This window comes from Kitasatospora sp. NPDC002965, from assembly GCF_040611255.1.
In the GTDB taxonomy this organism is placed as follows: domain Bacteria; phylum Actinomycetota; class Actinomycetes; order Streptomycetales; family Streptomycetaceae; genus Kitasatospora.
The window spans coordinates 20,174-33,598 of record NZ_JBEXNT010000063.1 but is presented as its reverse complement, the minus strand read 5'-3'; the positions used below and the strand labels follow the sequence as shown (position 1 = coordinate 33,598).

The following is a 13,425-nucleotide window of genomic DNA, read 5'->3' as shown; positions in this document are numbered from 1 at the left end:
GGTACGGTGGCCTCCCGAGGAGCCCCGCGTCGAACGGAGAACGGGTCATGGACAGCCGCGCCTGGGACGACCGCTATGCCGCGAGCGAGCTGGTCTGGGGCACCGAACCCAATCGCTGGGTGGTCCGCGAACTCGCCGGGCTCGCCCCCGGGCGCGCCCTGGACCTCGCCGCGGGGGAGGGTCGCAACAGCATCTGGCTCGCCGGCCGGGGCTGGGAGGTCACCGGTCTGGACTTCTCGACGGTGGCCCTCGGCCGTGCCGAACGGCTCACCGCCGCCCTGCCGGACGAGGTGGCCGACCGCCTGACCTGGCGGCACGGGGACGCCCGCACCTTCGAGGCGCCGACCGGCGGCTACGACCTCGTCGTGGTCGCCTACCTCCAGCTGCCCGCGGAGGAGCGCCGGACGGCGCTGCGTCGCGCCGCCGCCGCGGTGGCGCCCGGCGGCACCCTGCTGGTGGTCGGCCACGACTCGACCAACCTGACCGAGGGCGTCGGCGGCCCCCGGGATCCGGCGGTGCTCTTCACCCCGGGTGACGTGCTGACCGACCTGGTCGGTGCCGGTCTGCACACCGTTCGGGCCGAACGGGTGCGCCGTGCGGTGGCCGCCGAGGGTGGCCACCGGCTCGCGACCGGCGACGGCGCCGGCGGTGGTGCGGGCGGTGGTCTGGGCGGCCGTCCGGTGGAGGCGATCGACGCCCTCGTCCGCGCGGAGCGGGTCGGCTGACCCCGGGCCGGTTCCCGGTCGCCGGTCGCCGGTCGCTCGTTCCGGTGGATCCGGAGCGAAGTGACCAGGTGGCGGCAGTGGCGAACGGTTTGCTGTTTCGTGTACGGGGCGGACGGGTGCATTCGTCATTTCGCAAAACCGTTGAAGGTGAATTCCCCGGCGGTTAGGGTTCGGTCCGGCAGGCGTGTGCTTCGTCTGCCGTCGATGGGAATTCCGACTGATCGAGGGGGATGGCACATGCAGGGTTTCATCCACAGGTCGGCCCGTTTCGTCGGGGCCTCCGTCGCGGTGGCCGCGCTGGCGGTCTCGGTTCTCGCCGGTTCCGGCGGCGTCGCGGCGGCCGGCTCGGCGCCGGTGGGGCCCGCCGCGGCCGGGGCCGTCGGAGCGGTGGTGCCGGTCGCCGACCTCGCACTCGCCGATCCGGGGCAGGGCTCGAAGCTGCGGAACACGAACAGCGGGATGTGTCTGGTGGTCCAGGGCTATGCGAACAACACCCAGGCCTTCCAGTACGGCTGCCTCGGTTTCGACGACCAGTTCTGGATCTTCGACCCGGTCTACAACAAGGCCAATGCGTTCCGGATCCGGAATTTCCACAGCGGGAAGTGCCTGGTGGCCCGGGGGACCGCCAATAACGGTCCGGTCGTCCAGACGGACTGCGCGGACTTCGACGACCAGCTGTGGTGGGCGGTCTCGCTCCAGGCGGGCGGCTACTGGTTGAAGAACTACAACAGCAAGCTGTGCGTGATCGTCCGGGGCGGGGACTCCGGCAGCGGGGCGGTCGTGGGCGGCTGTGACAACCGTTGGGCCGACCAGATCTGGACCTGGTAGGCGGCCGGGCCCTGGGTGCCCGTACTGCGTCCCGGCGCGGTGCGGGCGCGGGCGGCTTCCCGGGCGCGCCCGTGGGGTATGGAGGTGTCCCGGGGTGAATCCGGGGCGCCGGGAAGATCTACACTGTTGTAGATTCATGGGGCGCAGGTGAGGAACGAGGAGGGCGCGATGAGCGTTTCGCTGGCGAAGGGTCAGAAGCTGAGCCTGGAGAAGCCCGGTGGCGGGCGGCTGGGCGTGGTGCGGATGGGTCTCGGCTGGCGGGCCGCGCAGCGCAAGGGCTTCCTCGCCAAACTGTTCGCCGGGCAGGAGATCGACCTGGATGCCTCGGCGGTGCTCTTCGCGGCCGGCAAGCCGGTGGACGTGGTCTTCTTCCAGCACCTCACCAGCGACGACGGCTCGGTGCGGCACAGCGGGGACAACCTGACGGGCGGGGCCGGGGACGCGACCGACGACGAGACCATCACCGTCGACCTCACCGCCGTGCCGGCCGAGGTGGACCAGATCCTGTTCACCGTCAACTCGTTCACCGGCCAGACCTTCCAGGAGGTCGAGAACGCCTTCTGTCGGCTGGTCGACACCCAGACCGGCACCGAGCTGGCCCGTTACACGCTGACCGGCGGTGGCCCGTACACCGCGCAGATCATGGCGAAGATGCAGCGGACCGGGACGGGTTGGCAGCTCGTGGCGATCGGCCAACCCGCCGCCGGGCGGACGTTCCAGGACCTGATGCCCGAGCTCGTGAAGCACCTCTGAGCCTCGGCGACGACGAAGCGGAGGGCGACCGGCAGCCGGTCGCACGCGGACACCTCGGCCCGCCACCCGGATCAACGGGTGGCGGGCCGAGGTCGTGCGTGCGGACGCCGCAGGTGCCGCCCGGTCAGCGCGCCGACGGGGCGCCGGAGGGCGTGAGCGGCGTGCTCGGAGCGGCGGCGCCCGGGGCGGCCGAGCCGGTCGGGGCGCCGCTCTGGGTGGCGGTCGCGGTCGGGGTGGGCGTCGGGCAGCCCGGGGCGGTGGCCGTCGGCGTCGCGGTGGCCGAGGGCGTCGCCGACGCCGGGGCGCTCGGGGCGGTGCCGGCCGTCGGCGTGCCCGAGGGGGCGTCCGTCGGCGTGGCGCAGGCGGTGGGCGTGCCGGTCGGGGTCGTCGTCGGCGTGGCCGTCGGCGTCGCGGTGGGCGTCCCGGTCGGCTCGGCGGTCGCCGTCGGGCTCGCGCTGCCGGACGGGCTCGCGGTCGCGGAGGGCGTCCCCGACGGCGTGGTGGTCGGCCCGGTCGAGGGGGACGCGGAGGGCGACGCCGAATCCGACGGGGTCGCACCGGTCGACGGCGACGTGGACGGCGTCCCCGAGGGCGAGGTCGACGGTGAGGTCGACGGTGCGCCGGAGGGCGTCGTCGAGGTGGACGGAACGGCGGGAGTGCCGGGCGTGGTGGACGGCTGCGGCACGCCCGACGGCTGCGTACCGGTCGGGACACCGGGGATTCCGGGGATGACGGGGGCGACGGGAGCCGGCGGGGTCGGCAGGGTGAGCGGAGCGAACGGGCCGTTCGGGGCGGTGCGGCCCGGGGTGGTGACCGGGCTCCCGGTGCTGAAGTGGGCCATCCAGTTCCGGACCGTGCGCAGGTACTCGGCCGAGTGGTTGTAGCCGAGGACGGCCCGGTCCAGCTGGGCCGGGTCGGACAGGTCGCGGCCGCCCGCGCACAGGTAGCGGCCGGCGGCCTCGGCGGCGTCGAAGATGTTGTTCGGATCGGCCTTGCCGTCGGCGTTGGCGTCGACGCCCCAGGAAGCCCAGGTGGAGGGGATGAACTGCATCGGACCGACGGCGCGGTCCCACACGCCGTCACCGTCGAAGCGGCCACCGTCGGTGTCGGATATCGCCGCGAAGCCGGCACCGTTCAGCGCCGGGCCGAGGATCGGCCGGTACGTCGTCCCGGCGGCGTCCACCGCACCCCGGCCGGCCTGGCCGGACTCGACCTCGCCGATCGCGGCCAGCAGCTGCCACGGCAGGTGGCAGGCGGGCGAGCGCAGCGCCAGGGCGGCCTCCGCCTTGCGGTAGGCGGCGAAGACCGTCTCCGGCAGGGCGGGCCCGTTGCGCAGCGGGTCGGCGAAGGGCGAGCCGACCGGAGCGGTGGGCGGCTGGGTCAGCGGGACGGTACCGCCGCCGTCGACCGGGGCGGCCCCGGCGAGAGCGGGCCCGCCGGACACGCCGGGGCCGAACGGCGAGGTGGTGCCGGGGTCCACGGCCGCGGAGCCGGTCCCGGTGGCCGTCGGGCCGAGGGTCCGGTCGGCGGGGGCCGGAAGCGCGTCGGCGGATGCCACGGGGGCGAGGCCGAGGCCGGTGAACTGAGCGCCGGTCAGGGCGGCGAGGGCCGTGAAGACCGCTGCCGTTCCGGCCATCCGGCTGCCGAGCCGCAGCCGGCGGGCGCCCCGGGGGCCCGCGACCCGGCGGCTCGCGGTCTCCCTGACCACGATCTCCCTGACCACGGCCTGCCGTGGCCCCTCGGATGTCCCGTCGCCGTTCCTGGTCGCCATGCTGTGCCCCTCCCGTCACCGTCCGGCCCCTGGGGAACGGACGGGGTGTCACCATCGTGCCTGCCGGTGCCTGACCGAGCTCGTTTCCCGGACGATTAGTATCACGACGATCCGACAGGCCCCGGATGGCCGGGAGCGGTCCCGGGCGCCACCGTTCGATGAACGGGCCGTGGACGAACTCGACCGGACACGGTCAGGACGGCCGGCGCGGCGCCGACCCCGGGCGGGCCCCGGGCCGCGGGCAGGACGTCAGAGCTCGACGAGCGTCCCGTCCTCGGCGACGCCCGCACCTGCCGCGGCCAGCACGGGGGCCAGTGCGACCGCCTCGGGCGAGCCCCGGTGGGCGAGCGGGTTGGTGTTGTTGAGGTGGGTGTAGAGGTAGCGCGGCCCCGGGTGACGGGCCAGGTGGGGGAGCGAGTCCTCGACGGCGAGGTGGCCCATTCCGCGCGAGGTGCGCGCGCCGCCGGTCCGTTCGGCGAGCTCGTCGTCGGTGGCGAAGGTGCCGTCCAGGATCACCAGGTCGGCGCCGGACACCGCCCGGTCCAGGGCGGGCGTCCAGGCGGCGACCCCGGGTGCGTAGACCGCGCGGGCGCGGCCGGCGGTGTCGCTGAAGCGGTAGCCGATCACCCAGTCCGTCCGGTCCGCTCCCGCCGCCGTGCCCGCCCCGGCCGGGGCCGTCCCGTTCCCGCGGGCGGTACGTCGCTCGCCGGGCGGGCCGGCGGCGTACCGGGGGCGTTTGCCGCCGAGGGCCAGCGGCTCGGCGAGCAGGCCGCCGGCCAGTTCGACGGCGGTGCCCGGTGTGACGGTGTGCCAGTGCGTCCTGGCGTAGGGGGCGATCAGCGGGCCGACCGGGAACGCCTCGTGCAGGGCGGCGCGGACCGGCTCCGTGGCGTGCACCGACAGCTCTGCGGCCTCGCGCAGGGTCACCAGGCCGAGGGTGTGGTCGAGCTCGCCGCTGGTGAGCAGCACACCGCGCAGCGGGGTGGCGCGGGTGCCGGGCGCGGGGGCCAGTTCGGGCGCGGCGAGCAGCTGGGAGCGGAGGTCGGGGGAGGCGTTGACCAGGTACCAGGCGGCGCCGTCGGCGCTGACGGCCAGGCAGTCCTGGCTGCGGACCGCGCCGGTGCGGCGGGCGGTGGCGCAGCCGTCGCAGCCGCAGTTCCACTGGGGCAGGCCGCCGCCGGCGGCGGTGCCGAGGATCCGGATCTTCAGCGGGTGCTCCCTCAGGACGGGCCCGGCCCGGCGGTGACGCTCGTGGCGGTGCCGGGCGTGCCGAGTGTGGCAGGTGTGGCGGGTGTGACGGGCGCGGCGGTGAACCGGCGCGGCACCGGCGTCGGGCCGCCGGCCGGCGCGGGTGAGTGGACCAGGTGGTGGTGCGGGGAGAGCCGGCACGCCGGATCGGTGACGCCCGCGTCGCCGGTGAACTGGAAGGCCTGGCAGCGGCAGCCGCCGTGGTCGACCTCGCGCAGCGCGCAGCTCCGGCAGGGTTCGGGCATCCAGGCGGTGCCCCGGAAGCGGTTGAAGGCGGGGGAGTCGTGCCAGATCGCCGCCAGGTGGTCGCCGGCGGCGTTGGGGATCCGGAGACCGGGCAGCTGGGCGGCGGCCAGGCAGGGCAGCACGTCGCCGCCGGGCGCGACCACCAGCTGTTCGTTCCCCCAGCCGTTCATGCACGGCTTGGCGGTGCCGCTGTGGTGGTCGGCGACGACGTGGGTGATCTCGATCCGGTCGCCGTGCCGGGCGCGGGCCGCGGCCACGTCCAGCTCGGCCTGTCGGACCTGTTCGTCACCGGGCGCCAGATGGGCCCGGTTGACCCAGGCCCAGCCGTAGAACTGGGTGTGCGCCAGCTCCACCCGGTCGGCGCCCAACTCGACGGCCAGGTCGGCGATCGCGCCGAGCCGGGCCAGGTTCCCGCGGTGCAGCACGGCGTTGACCGTCAGCGGCAGTCCGGCGGCGGTGAAGAGCGCCGCGGCGGCCAGCTTCCGTTCGTGCCCGGTCCGGCCGTTGAGCCGGGTCAGCCCGGCGACGGTGTCGGCGCGGTACGGATCGGCGTCCTGGACGGAGAGCTGGACGTGGTCCAGGCCCGCTTCGGCGAGTTCGGCGGCGCGCGGGCCGTCCAGGGGCAGGCCGCTGGTGATCAGGTTGGTGTAGAGGCCCAGCCGGTGGGCGTGTGCGACGACGGCGGCCAGGTCGCGGCGGAGCAGCGGTTCGCCGCCGGTGAGGTGGACCTGGAGGATGCCGAGGCCGCGTGCCTGGTCGAGGATGCGCAGCCACTGCTCGGTGTCCAACTCGTCGCGCTGTCTGGTGAGCTCGACCGGATTGGCGCAGTAGGTGCACTGGAGGGGGCAGCGGTGGGTGAGCTCGGCGATCAGGCCGAGCGGCGCGGGCGCCCGCCGTCCGGCGCGGGTCTCCGCCGAGTGGGTCCCCGTCGGGTGGGTCCCCGCGGCGTGGGCCCCCGCGGTCCCGGGCGGGTCCGCGGCCCGGGTGGGGACGGCCGGTGCGCCGGTGCCGTCGAGGGTGAGCAGCCGGCGCTCGGCGAGGTCGAGCAGCAGGCCGAGGACCTGCCCGGGCTCCACCCCGTCGTACTCGGCGGCGAGCCGGGCGGTGATCCGCCCGGCGTCGCGCCGACCGTCGCAGTGCCGGAGCACGGCGGCGGCGGTCTCGTTGAGCAGCAGGACGCCCTCCGGGTAGAGCAGGGCGTCCTGCCGGCGGACCGGATCGTGCACCAGCCGCACACCGCGCCGCAGCCCGGGGGTCGCGGCGTCGGGTGCGGGGCTCACCGGCCGGTCCCGTTCCGGCCCGCAGGGGTACCGGCCGGACCGTAGTCGACGGCGTCCAGCATGGCCCGCAGGACCTCGCACTTGAAGGCGAGCGCGTCCACGGCCGCCTGCTGCTGGGCCTCCGTGACGCAGTGGTCCAGTACCAGTTCGAGCGTCCGGGCGCTGTCCCGGCGGGCGTCGGGGATGCGGTGCTCGAAGTAGGCGTAGCCGGACGGGTCGATCCAGTCGTAGTGCTTCTGCCAGGCGACGACCCGTTCGGCCATGTGGTCGGGCGAGAACATCTCGGTCAGTGCGGCGGCCACGCCCTCGGTCCACGGGCGGGTCTGGCAGAAGTGCAGGTAGCCGTCGACGGCGAAGCGCACCCCGCGCGCGACGTGCCGCTCGTCCAGGATCTCGGCCCGGTCCAGGCCGACCGCCTCGGCGAGCACCAGCCAGTCGGCCAGGCCGCCCTGGTCGGCGTTCGGGCCGTCCTGGTGGCCGAGCCGCTGCGACCACTCCCGACGGACGTCCGCGAGCGGGCAGTTGGCGATGATCGCCGCGTTCTTCCGGGTGAGGCAGAGCTGGTAGTACCAGCGGTTGGCGACCCAGCGCCGAAGTTCCTCCGGAGTGCAGTCGCCGGAGTGCAGGCGCAGGTGGAACGGGTGGGTGTCCCAGTACCGGTCCCGCAGGCCGTGCAGCCGGGCCGCGAAGGACTCGCGGCCCGGCTGCAGGTCGGCCGGCACCCGGGCCGGCGCGAGGGGGGGAGCCTGGGTCACCGAGTGGTCCGCGCGGCGTACGCGGTGACCTCGGCGCCGGTGCGGTGGCACTCCACCGCCGGGGCGGACCAGGCGGGCTTGGCCGCGGCCGGCGGGGCCGGTACGGCGGCGGTGGTGACGGGCTGGGGAGCGAGCGTGGACTTCATGGGAGTTGCCCTCCTCGGTGAAGTGGGTGAGAGGCCGGGGCCCGAGGGCCCCTGGATCAGGACGCTACGAGCCGCCGGGCCCGCCCGCCGGTCGAAACCACGCGATCCGCGGACAATCGCGCTCGAACGGGTGACACGACGGGCTCCGCACCGGGCCGGGCCCGGGCGGGAAACCGGTGTCGAGTGTGCCGGTTCGGCCATGCCGTGTCGAGTGGGCCGGACCGGGCGGGCCGTACCGGGTGGGCCGGGTGGGCCGGCCCACCCGGTACGACCGGTCCGGTCCTCAGGCCGAACGGCCGAAGGCGACCAGATGGCCGTCCTTGGTGCCGACGAACACCCGCCCGCCGTCCGTCGCCGGGACGGAGAACCTGGTCACGGTGCCGAGTGCGAAGCTGCGCCGCAGCTTGAGCGCGCCGTTGACCGGAACCGCGTCGTAGACCCGGAGTTCGCCGTTCTGCCCGCCCGGGCCGGTGCCCGAGTAGACCGTCCAGACCAGCGCCGAACCGGCGACCGTCCCGTTCGAGGTGACGACCGGTGAGCCGGACGCGTAGCCGAATCCCTCGGGGCTCGTCCCGGCGCTGGTCAACTGGGGGTTCCCCGCGCCGTTCACGGAGTACTTGAGCGCCCGCAGCGAGCCGTAGTTCTCGACCAGGTAGACGTAGCCGCCCTCGCCGCCCCAGACGCCGGGGTGGCCCCAGACGCCCTTGAACGGGCCGGTGGTGCCCACCACGTTGTCGGTGCCGCCGGAGCCCTGGCCCATGCCGCCGAGACGGTCGCGGTCCAGCAGGAAGATCCGGCCGTCCTTGCCGACCTGCACCATCAGGTGCGGGTGGGCGGAGGTGCCGAAGCCGGACGGCAGGGCCGCCGGGCCGCCGGAGCCGAAGTCCACGTCACCGTGGTCCATCTCCCGGTTGTTGGTGGGGCTGAAGAAGTCCCGCGGGGCGAGGCTGCCGTCCGCGTTCACCCCCAGCCGGACCACCGACTCGGCGAAGTGGCCGCCCGGTTTGTCGCCCGGCCCCTTGAGCGGGGACGAGCCCTCGCCGGCGCCGTTGCCGGTGGCGATGAAGATCCGGCCGGCGCCGTCGGAGACCAGACCGCCGCCGCTCATCCAGACGCCGGCGTTCTGCGAGGCGGATCCGGACTCGGTGGACCAGAGGGTGAGCTTGCGGGTGGAGGTGTTGACGCCCGCGACCGTGCCGACGTACGTCCCGATGCCGCAGTCCGAGGCGAAGCCGAAGTAGACGGCGCCGTCGATCAGCAGCAGTCCCGCACGCTGGGCGGAGGTCGACGGGTTGAACGGGACGCCGGGGCTGTTGACCGGCGAGCCCTGGACGGTGACCGGCCAGCCGCTCCGCTCCGCGCCCGAGGCGACGTCCAGCGCGTGCACCGAGAAGTGCGCGCCGCCGTCGCCGGACTTGGTCACGAGGTAGACGGTGCCGCTCGCCCGGTCGTAGACCGGTGTCGAGACGATGCCGGTGCCGGGCGCGAGACAGGCGCTGGACGAGGACACCGGGGTGCCCAGCGCGCGCTGCCAGACGATCCGTCCGTCGGCCGCGTTGACGCCGTAGACGTGGTTGGTCGCGGTGGCGACCACCACGGTGGATCCGGCGACCAGCGGCTGTGCGTACACCGCGCCGTCCACGGCGGTCGACCAGCGCCGGCCGAAGCCGGAGGCGGACACCTGGGCGGGGCTCAGGTTCGGTTCGGCGGCGTCCCAGCCGGTGCGCAGGTTGTTGACCGAGACGGTCGGGTTGTCGGCCCGGGCCGGTGCCGCGCCGGTGAGCGCACCGGCCGCGAGGGCCGGGACGAGCAGCGCCAGTCCGGAGAGCAGGGCCGCTCCGGAACGGCCGGCCCGGGCCCGGGGCGGGGGTCCGGACCGGGGCGGACCGGCCGGGGGTGCTCCGTCCGTGGGCGGTCCGCCGGGGGACGGGGGTGGGAGGGGTCGGCTCATACGATCCGCCTTGGCTGTCGGGGAGTACGGGGTACGGCGCCGTGGCGTCATTCTGTGAGCGCCCGCACCGTGCCCGCATCCGGCCGCAGCCCCCGGCCCGGGACCGTTCACGCCCCTGGGGGAACGGGCTGCGCCGGGCGGCGGTCCCGGCGTTCGGCCGAACGGCCGCCCCGAGGGCCCGGGTGCCGGAGCGGATCAGCCCGCGACCGACGGTGCCAGCACCAGGGCCAGCGCGCTCGCGGCGGCCGCCTCGGCCGGGCCGTTCACCTCGTCGCCCGGGCCGCGGTCCTTGACCACGGCGACGGAGTAGGTGCGGCCGTCGGCGACGAAGAACACCTCGGGCCGGGCGCCGTCCTTCCGCCGGACCAGCACCGCCTCCTGACCGACGCCGGGCAGCGGGGCGGTCTGGAGGCCCGGGTCGGTCCTCGCCGCGGTGATGCTGCCCGCGTCCACCTCGCGGATGCGGGCGTAGGACTGGCGGGAGCCCCAGGTGCAGCCCCACACCGGCTTGCCGTCCTTCGGGTCGGGCCGGGTGCCCGTGAACGGCCCCGCCGTGCCGACGACGGCGACGACCTGGGGCGAGGACAGCAGGGCGCAGGCGTCGGCGGGCCGCTTGTCCCCGGGGGCGGTGGTGGCGGTGGCGGACGAACCGCCCGGTGCGGGAGCGGGGTTGGCCGGTGATCCGCCGCCGGTCGGGGCGCCGCCGGTCGGGGCGGCGGTGCTCGGGGCGGTGGCGGTGGGCGGCGCCGCGCTGCCCGCGGCGCCCGGCGGTGCGGACGCCGCCGACGACGACCCGCCGCCCGAGGAGGAACAGCCGGCCACCGCGACGGCCGCCAGGGCCAGCGCGGGCAGCCAGGCGGCCCGGCGGGCGGAATCGATCGATGGCCTGCGCTCCATGGGGACCCCCTCCGGCGGTGTCCGCCGACCGTGGCGGACTGTGACGGTTCAGGATCCTACGGGCCCTTCGGTGGCGGTATTTCCCGTTCCTGCTACGGGAGTTGGACAGCTTGGTGACGGAGTCGGGCCGGTTGCCGGGCGGGTTCGCGCCAGGCTCCGGCCGGGTCGCGACCGGGCCGCGGATCCCGGCCGGGACCGGGCGCGTCCGGGGGGTGAACAGGCGGTCCGGGGCACAGGGGTGGTACGCGCACGTGCGGCCGGGCTCCCGGCGGCGCCCGCCACCGGCCGAGCTGACCTGGCCGGATGCTCCGTCACCCCTTTACCAGGGCGGCCGGGCCGGTGTCGAGTGCGGAACGCCGACTTCCCCGGACGGGTGACGTTCTGGTGAAAGTGGTCATGCCAGGAATGGCGGCCCGTCATTCTGACCCCATGATCAGGCGGATCCCGTGACGGGGCGGGTCGCGCAACCAGACGGACACCAGAGGGATGGAGGCCCTGACAGTGAGTTCGAACCTGCCGGAGACCGTGGCCGAGGCCCCGGCCGTCCTGCCCGCGCCGCCCCGCGTGGTCGACGACCTCGCTCGTGACCTGACCCACGCCGCCGCCGCGGTCCGGGCCGTCTCCCGGGACGGTCGGTGCGGCGGCGACGTCGCGGTGGCGGCGTACACCGCCGTGGTCTGCACCGGACGGTCGGCGGCCCGCGCACTGGAGGAGGCCGCCGGGTGGTGCCGGCAGGCGCCGGAGGCGGAGGTCCATTCGCTGGCCTGGGCCCGCGTGCCCGGCCACCGTGACGACGTCTTCGAGTACCGGGTCACCCTGGCCGTCAGCTTCCCCGACCACGAGACCGGTGAGCACGCGGGGGACACCCACCACGCCCGGCGCTGACCTGGCCGGGCGGGGGGCGTACCCGGAGGGCGCCGAGGGCCGTTACCGGGCGTCGAAACCGAACTGACCCGCGATGAGACTCGGACCATGGACGTCGGGGGATCGGACGGAGCGGCCACCGAGGACCGCAAGCTCTCCGGCGGGGCGGTCGCGGCGGCCGTCGGGCCGGCGGCGGCCTGCGGGGCCGTGGTGCTGTTGGCGATGTTCCGCCGGCCGGGCCGGACGGTGCCGGGGGTCGGGTGGCCGGCCGCCAAGGGCGCGGTGAAGCTCGGCACGGGCGGTGTGGTGGGCCCGGTGGCCGCCCTCGCCCGGCTGCGCACCCGCAGGGGCGCCCGGAACGCCGGGGCCGGCGGATCCACCGGTGGGCCCGACGAGGGGGCCGTCGAGGAGCCCGAGGAGGGGGCCGACCGGGCCTCCGTCGGCGGCCGAAGCTAGGGCAGCAGGACGAGCCGTCCGCGCAGGCCGCCCCCGGCCAGCCTGCGGTGGGCGTCCGCGGCCCCCTCCAGCGGGTGGGTCCCGGCGACCCGGAGCGTGAGGGCCTTCCGCTCGGCCAGCGCGGAGAGTTCGGCGAGCGCCGCTCCGTCGGCGGCCACCCAGACCTGTTCCACCCGGACACCGCGCAGGCCGAGCGGTGCGGCGCCCGCCGACACCGCGACGAACGCGCCCCGGTTGCGGACCGCGCCGAGCGCCGTCACGCCGAGCAGCGCCGCGTCCAGCACGCCGTCGACCCCGCCGGGCACCAGCGCGCGGACGGCGGCGGCCGGATCGGCGGCGTCGCGCGGCACGAACCACTCGGCACCCAGCGCGCGGACCGCCGCCGCGTCGCCCGCACCGGCCAGGGCCACCACCCGCAGGTCGCGCAGGACCGCCAGTTCCACGGCGAAGCCGCCCACCGCACCCGCGGCGCCGGTGACCAGCAGGGTCGCCCCGGCGGGCAGGCCGAGCAGGTCCAGCGCCTGGACGGCGGTCAGCCCGTTGAGCGGCAGGGTGGCCGCCTCGGCGGCCGGCACGCCCGCCGGGGCCGGGGCCACGGCGACGGCGTCCAGCACCAGGTGGTCGGCGTAGGCGCCGAGCGGGACGTCCAGCCGGTCGCGCAGGCCGATGACCCGGTCGCCCGCGGCGAAGCCGGTCACCCCGGGGCCGACCAGGTCGACCGTGCCGGCCACGTCCCAGCCCACGCCGACCGTGTCGCGCGGCGCCATCAGGCCCGCCCCCGCGAGCACCCCGGACCGGGTCACCGCGTCCACCGGGTTCACGGTGGCGGCCTCCACCCGGATCCTGACCTGGCCGGGGCCGGGCTCCGGGACGGGCACCTCGACCAGCTCCAGGACCTCCGGGCCACCGAACCGACGGACCACCACGGCGCGCATCGCGCACTCCTCTCACCCGGGGCCCGGCTCCACCGGGGAGCCGTCCCCGCCCAGGGACTTGCGAACACCGCCCACGCTAGGAAAGCCTGCTCTCCGGCAGGAAGTACGTACCCGGAAGTGCGTACCGCACGGGGAGGAGAGCACCATGGCGACCATGACCGCCGCCCAGCGCCGCTCGGCCGAGCGGGCCGGATTCGACGCGTACGTCGCCGAGTGCCCGGCCCGGCAACTGCTGGACAGGATCGGCGACAAGTGGGTCAGCCTGGTCGTCAACGCGCTGGCCGACGGGCCGCAGCGGTACAGCGACCTGCGCCGGCGTCTCGCCGGGGTCAGCGAGAAGATGCTCACCCAGACCCTGCGAGCCCTGGAGCGGGACGGCCTCCTCACCCGGACGGTCACCCCGTCCGTCCCGGCCCGGGTCGACTACGCGCTCACCCCGCTGGGCACGGGGCTGCTGCCGCTGCTGAAGGCGATCAAGAGCTGGGCCGAGGAGAACATGCCGGAGGTGCTCGCCCACCGCGAGTCGTACGACGGCGTCCGGAACGACTGACGAGGTGCCGGATCCGCTGC

Annotated in this window: 14 protein-coding genes; 6 read left to right on the top strand and 8 right to left on the bottom strand. The window is 75.7% G+C overall.

The window, feature by feature from the left end; translation table 11 throughout:
- The first annotated feature begins 47 nt into the window (after positions 1–47).
- The 3 genes from ABZY91_RS23505 (at position 48) to ABZY91_RS23495 (ending at position 2,306) form a co-directional block, all read left to right on the top strand.
- Entirely contained in the window at positions 48–725 is a 678-nt protein-coding gene (locus ABZY91_RS23505) for a class I SAM-dependent methyltransferase (protein WP_355405028.1), read from the top strand.
- A gap of 237 nt (positions 726–962) precedes the next feature.
- Positions 963–1,553, top strand: a complete 591-nt coding sequence (locus ABZY91_RS23500) for an RICIN domain-containing protein (RefSeq protein WP_355405026.1) — start codon at positions 963–965, stop codon at positions 1,551–1,553.
- 168 nt (positions 1,554–1,721) lie between these two features.
- The gene (locus ABZY91_RS23495) at positions 1,722–2,306 is read left to right on the top strand and encodes a TerD family protein (RefSeq protein ID WP_329881306.1); all 585 of its coding nucleotides are present in this window, start codon (positions 1,722–1,724) and stop codon (positions 2,304–2,306) included.
- 124 nt (positions 2,307–2,430) lie between these two features.
- Here the strand turns inward: ABZY91_RS23495 and ABZY91_RS23490 are convergent, their stop codons facing one another.
- The 7 genes from ABZY91_RS23490 to ABZY91_RS23460 all read right to left on the bottom strand — a co-directional run bounded on the left by ABZY91_RS23490 (position 2,431) and on the right by ABZY91_RS23460 (position 10,600).
- Positions 2,431–4,077 (bottom strand): lytic murein transglycosylase, encoded by a 1,647-nt coding sequence (locus ABZY91_RS23490; RefSeq protein WP_355405024.1) that lies wholly within the window; start codon positions 4,075–4,077, stop codon positions 2,431–2,433.
- A 249-nt stretch (positions 4,078–4,326) separates the two neighbouring features.
- Positions 4,327–5,274 (bottom strand): MBL fold metallo-hydrolase, encoded by a 948-nt coding sequence (locus tag ABZY91_RS23485; protein ID WP_355405053.1) that lies wholly within the window; start codon positions 5,272–5,274, stop codon positions 4,327–4,329.
- Between the two features lie 23 nt (positions 5,275–5,297).
- On the bottom strand, positions 5,298–6,851 hold the full coding sequence (pqqE, locus tag ABZY91_RS23480) for a pyrroloquinoline quinone biosynthesis protein PqqE (protein WP_355405022.1): 1,554 nt from the start codon (positions 6,849–6,851) through the stop codon (positions 5,298–5,300).
- Positions 6,848–7,606 carry a pyrroloquinoline-quinone synthase PqqC gene (gene pqqC, locus ABZY91_RS23475; RefSeq protein ID WP_355405020.1) on the bottom strand — a complete coding sequence of 253 codons (759 nt, stop codon included), beginning with the start codon at positions 7,604–7,606 and terminating at the stop codon, positions 6,848–6,850. The genes pqqE and pqqC overlap by 4 nt, the downstream gene beginning before the upstream one ends.
- Complete coding sequence (gene pqqA, locus ABZY91_RS23470) at positions 7,603–7,752, bottom strand: pyrroloquinoline quinone precursor peptide PqqA (RefSeq protein ID WP_329881302.1); 150 nt, start codon at positions 7,750–7,752, stop codon at positions 7,603–7,605. Before pqqA ends, pqqC begins: the two co-directional genes overlap by 4 nt.
- Before the next feature lie 283 nt (positions 7,753–8,035).
- A complete protein-coding gene (locus tag ABZY91_RS23465) occupies positions 8,036–9,703 on the bottom strand; it encodes a PQQ-binding-like beta-propeller repeat protein (RefSeq protein WP_355405018.1) in 1,668 nt (555 codons plus the stop codon).
- Between the two features lie 195 nt (positions 9,704–9,898).
- Positions 9,899–10,600 carry a hypothetical protein gene (locus ABZY91_RS23460; protein WP_355405016.1) on the bottom strand — a complete coding sequence of 234 codons (702 nt, stop codon included), beginning with the start codon at positions 10,598–10,600 and terminating at the stop codon, positions 9,899–9,901.
- A gap of 501 nt (positions 10,601–11,101) precedes the next feature.
- Here ABZY91_RS23460 and ABZY91_RS23455 point away from each other — a divergent pair.
- Positions 11,102–11,485 carry a hypothetical protein gene (locus ABZY91_RS23455; RefSeq protein WP_329881299.1) on the top strand — a complete coding sequence of 128 codons (384 nt, stop codon included), beginning with the start codon at positions 11,102–11,104 and terminating at the stop codon, positions 11,483–11,485.
- A gap of 87 nt (positions 11,486–11,572) precedes the next feature.
- A complete protein-coding gene (locus tag ABZY91_RS23450; protein ID WP_355405014.1) occupies positions 11,573–11,920 on the top strand; it encodes a hypothetical protein in 348 nt (115 codons plus the stop codon).
- On the opposite strand, the gene ABZY91_RS23445 is transcribed toward ABZY91_RS23450, so the two are convergent.
- Entirely contained in the window at positions 11,917–12,855 is a 939-nt protein-coding gene (locus tag ABZY91_RS23445; protein WP_355405012.1) for a zinc-binding dehydrogenase, read from the bottom strand. The genes ABZY91_RS23450 and ABZY91_RS23445 overlap by 4 nt on opposite strands.
- A gap of 145 nt (positions 12,856–13,000) precedes the next feature.
- Between ABZY91_RS23445 and ABZY91_RS23440 the strand changes: the two genes are divergently transcribed.
- Complete coding sequence (locus ABZY91_RS23440; protein ID WP_329881296.1) at positions 13,001–13,405, top strand: helix-turn-helix domain-containing protein; 405 nt, start codon at positions 13,001–13,003, stop codon at positions 13,403–13,405.
- Positions 13,406–13,425: the final 20 nt, after the last annotated feature.

What these genes read in the sequence shown, in the direction of transcription:
- ABZY91_RS23490 (WP_355405024.1), bottom strand. Translation starts at nt 4,077, where the DNA reads ATGGCGACCAGGAACGGCGACGGGACATCCGAGGGGCCACGGCAGGCC.
- ABZY91_RS23505 (WP_355405028.1), top strand. Translation starts at nt 48, where the DNA reads ATGGACAGCCGCGCCTGGGACGACCGCTATGCCGCGAGCGAGCTGGTC.
- ABZY91_RS23465 (WP_355405018.1), bottom strand. Translation starts at nt 9,703, where the DNA reads ATGAGCCGACCCCTCCCACCCCCGTCCCCCGGCGGACCGCCCACGGAC.
- ABZY91_RS23445 (WP_355405012.1), bottom strand. Translation starts at nt 12,855, where the DNA reads ATGCGCGCCGTGGTGGTCCGTCGGTTCGGTGGCCCGGAGGTCCTGGAG.
- ABZY91_RS23450 (WP_355405014.1), top strand. Translation starts at nt 11,573, where the DNA reads ATGGACGTCGGGGGATCGGACGGAGCGGCCACCGAGGACCGCAAGCTC.
- pqqA (WP_329881302.1), bottom strand. Translation starts at nt 7,752, where the DNA reads ATGAAGTCCACGCTCGCTCCCCAGCCCGTCACCACCGCCGCCGTACCG.
- ABZY91_RS23460 (WP_355405016.1), bottom strand. Translation starts at nt 10,600, where the DNA reads ATGGAGCGCAGGCCATCGATCGATTCCGCCCGCCGGGCCGCCTGGCTG.
- ABZY91_RS23500 (WP_355405026.1), top strand. Translation starts at nt 963, where the DNA reads ATGCAGGGTTTCATCCACAGGTCGGCCCGTTTCGTCGGGGCCTCCGTC.
- ABZY91_RS23495 (WP_329881306.1), top strand. Translation starts at nt 1,722, where the DNA reads ATGAGCGTTTCGCTGGCGAAGGGTCAGAAGCTGAGCCTGGAGAAGCCC.
- ABZY91_RS23440 (WP_329881296.1), top strand. Translation starts at nt 13,001, where the DNA reads ATGGCGACCATGACCGCCGCCCAGCGCCGCTCGGCCGAGCGGGCCGGA.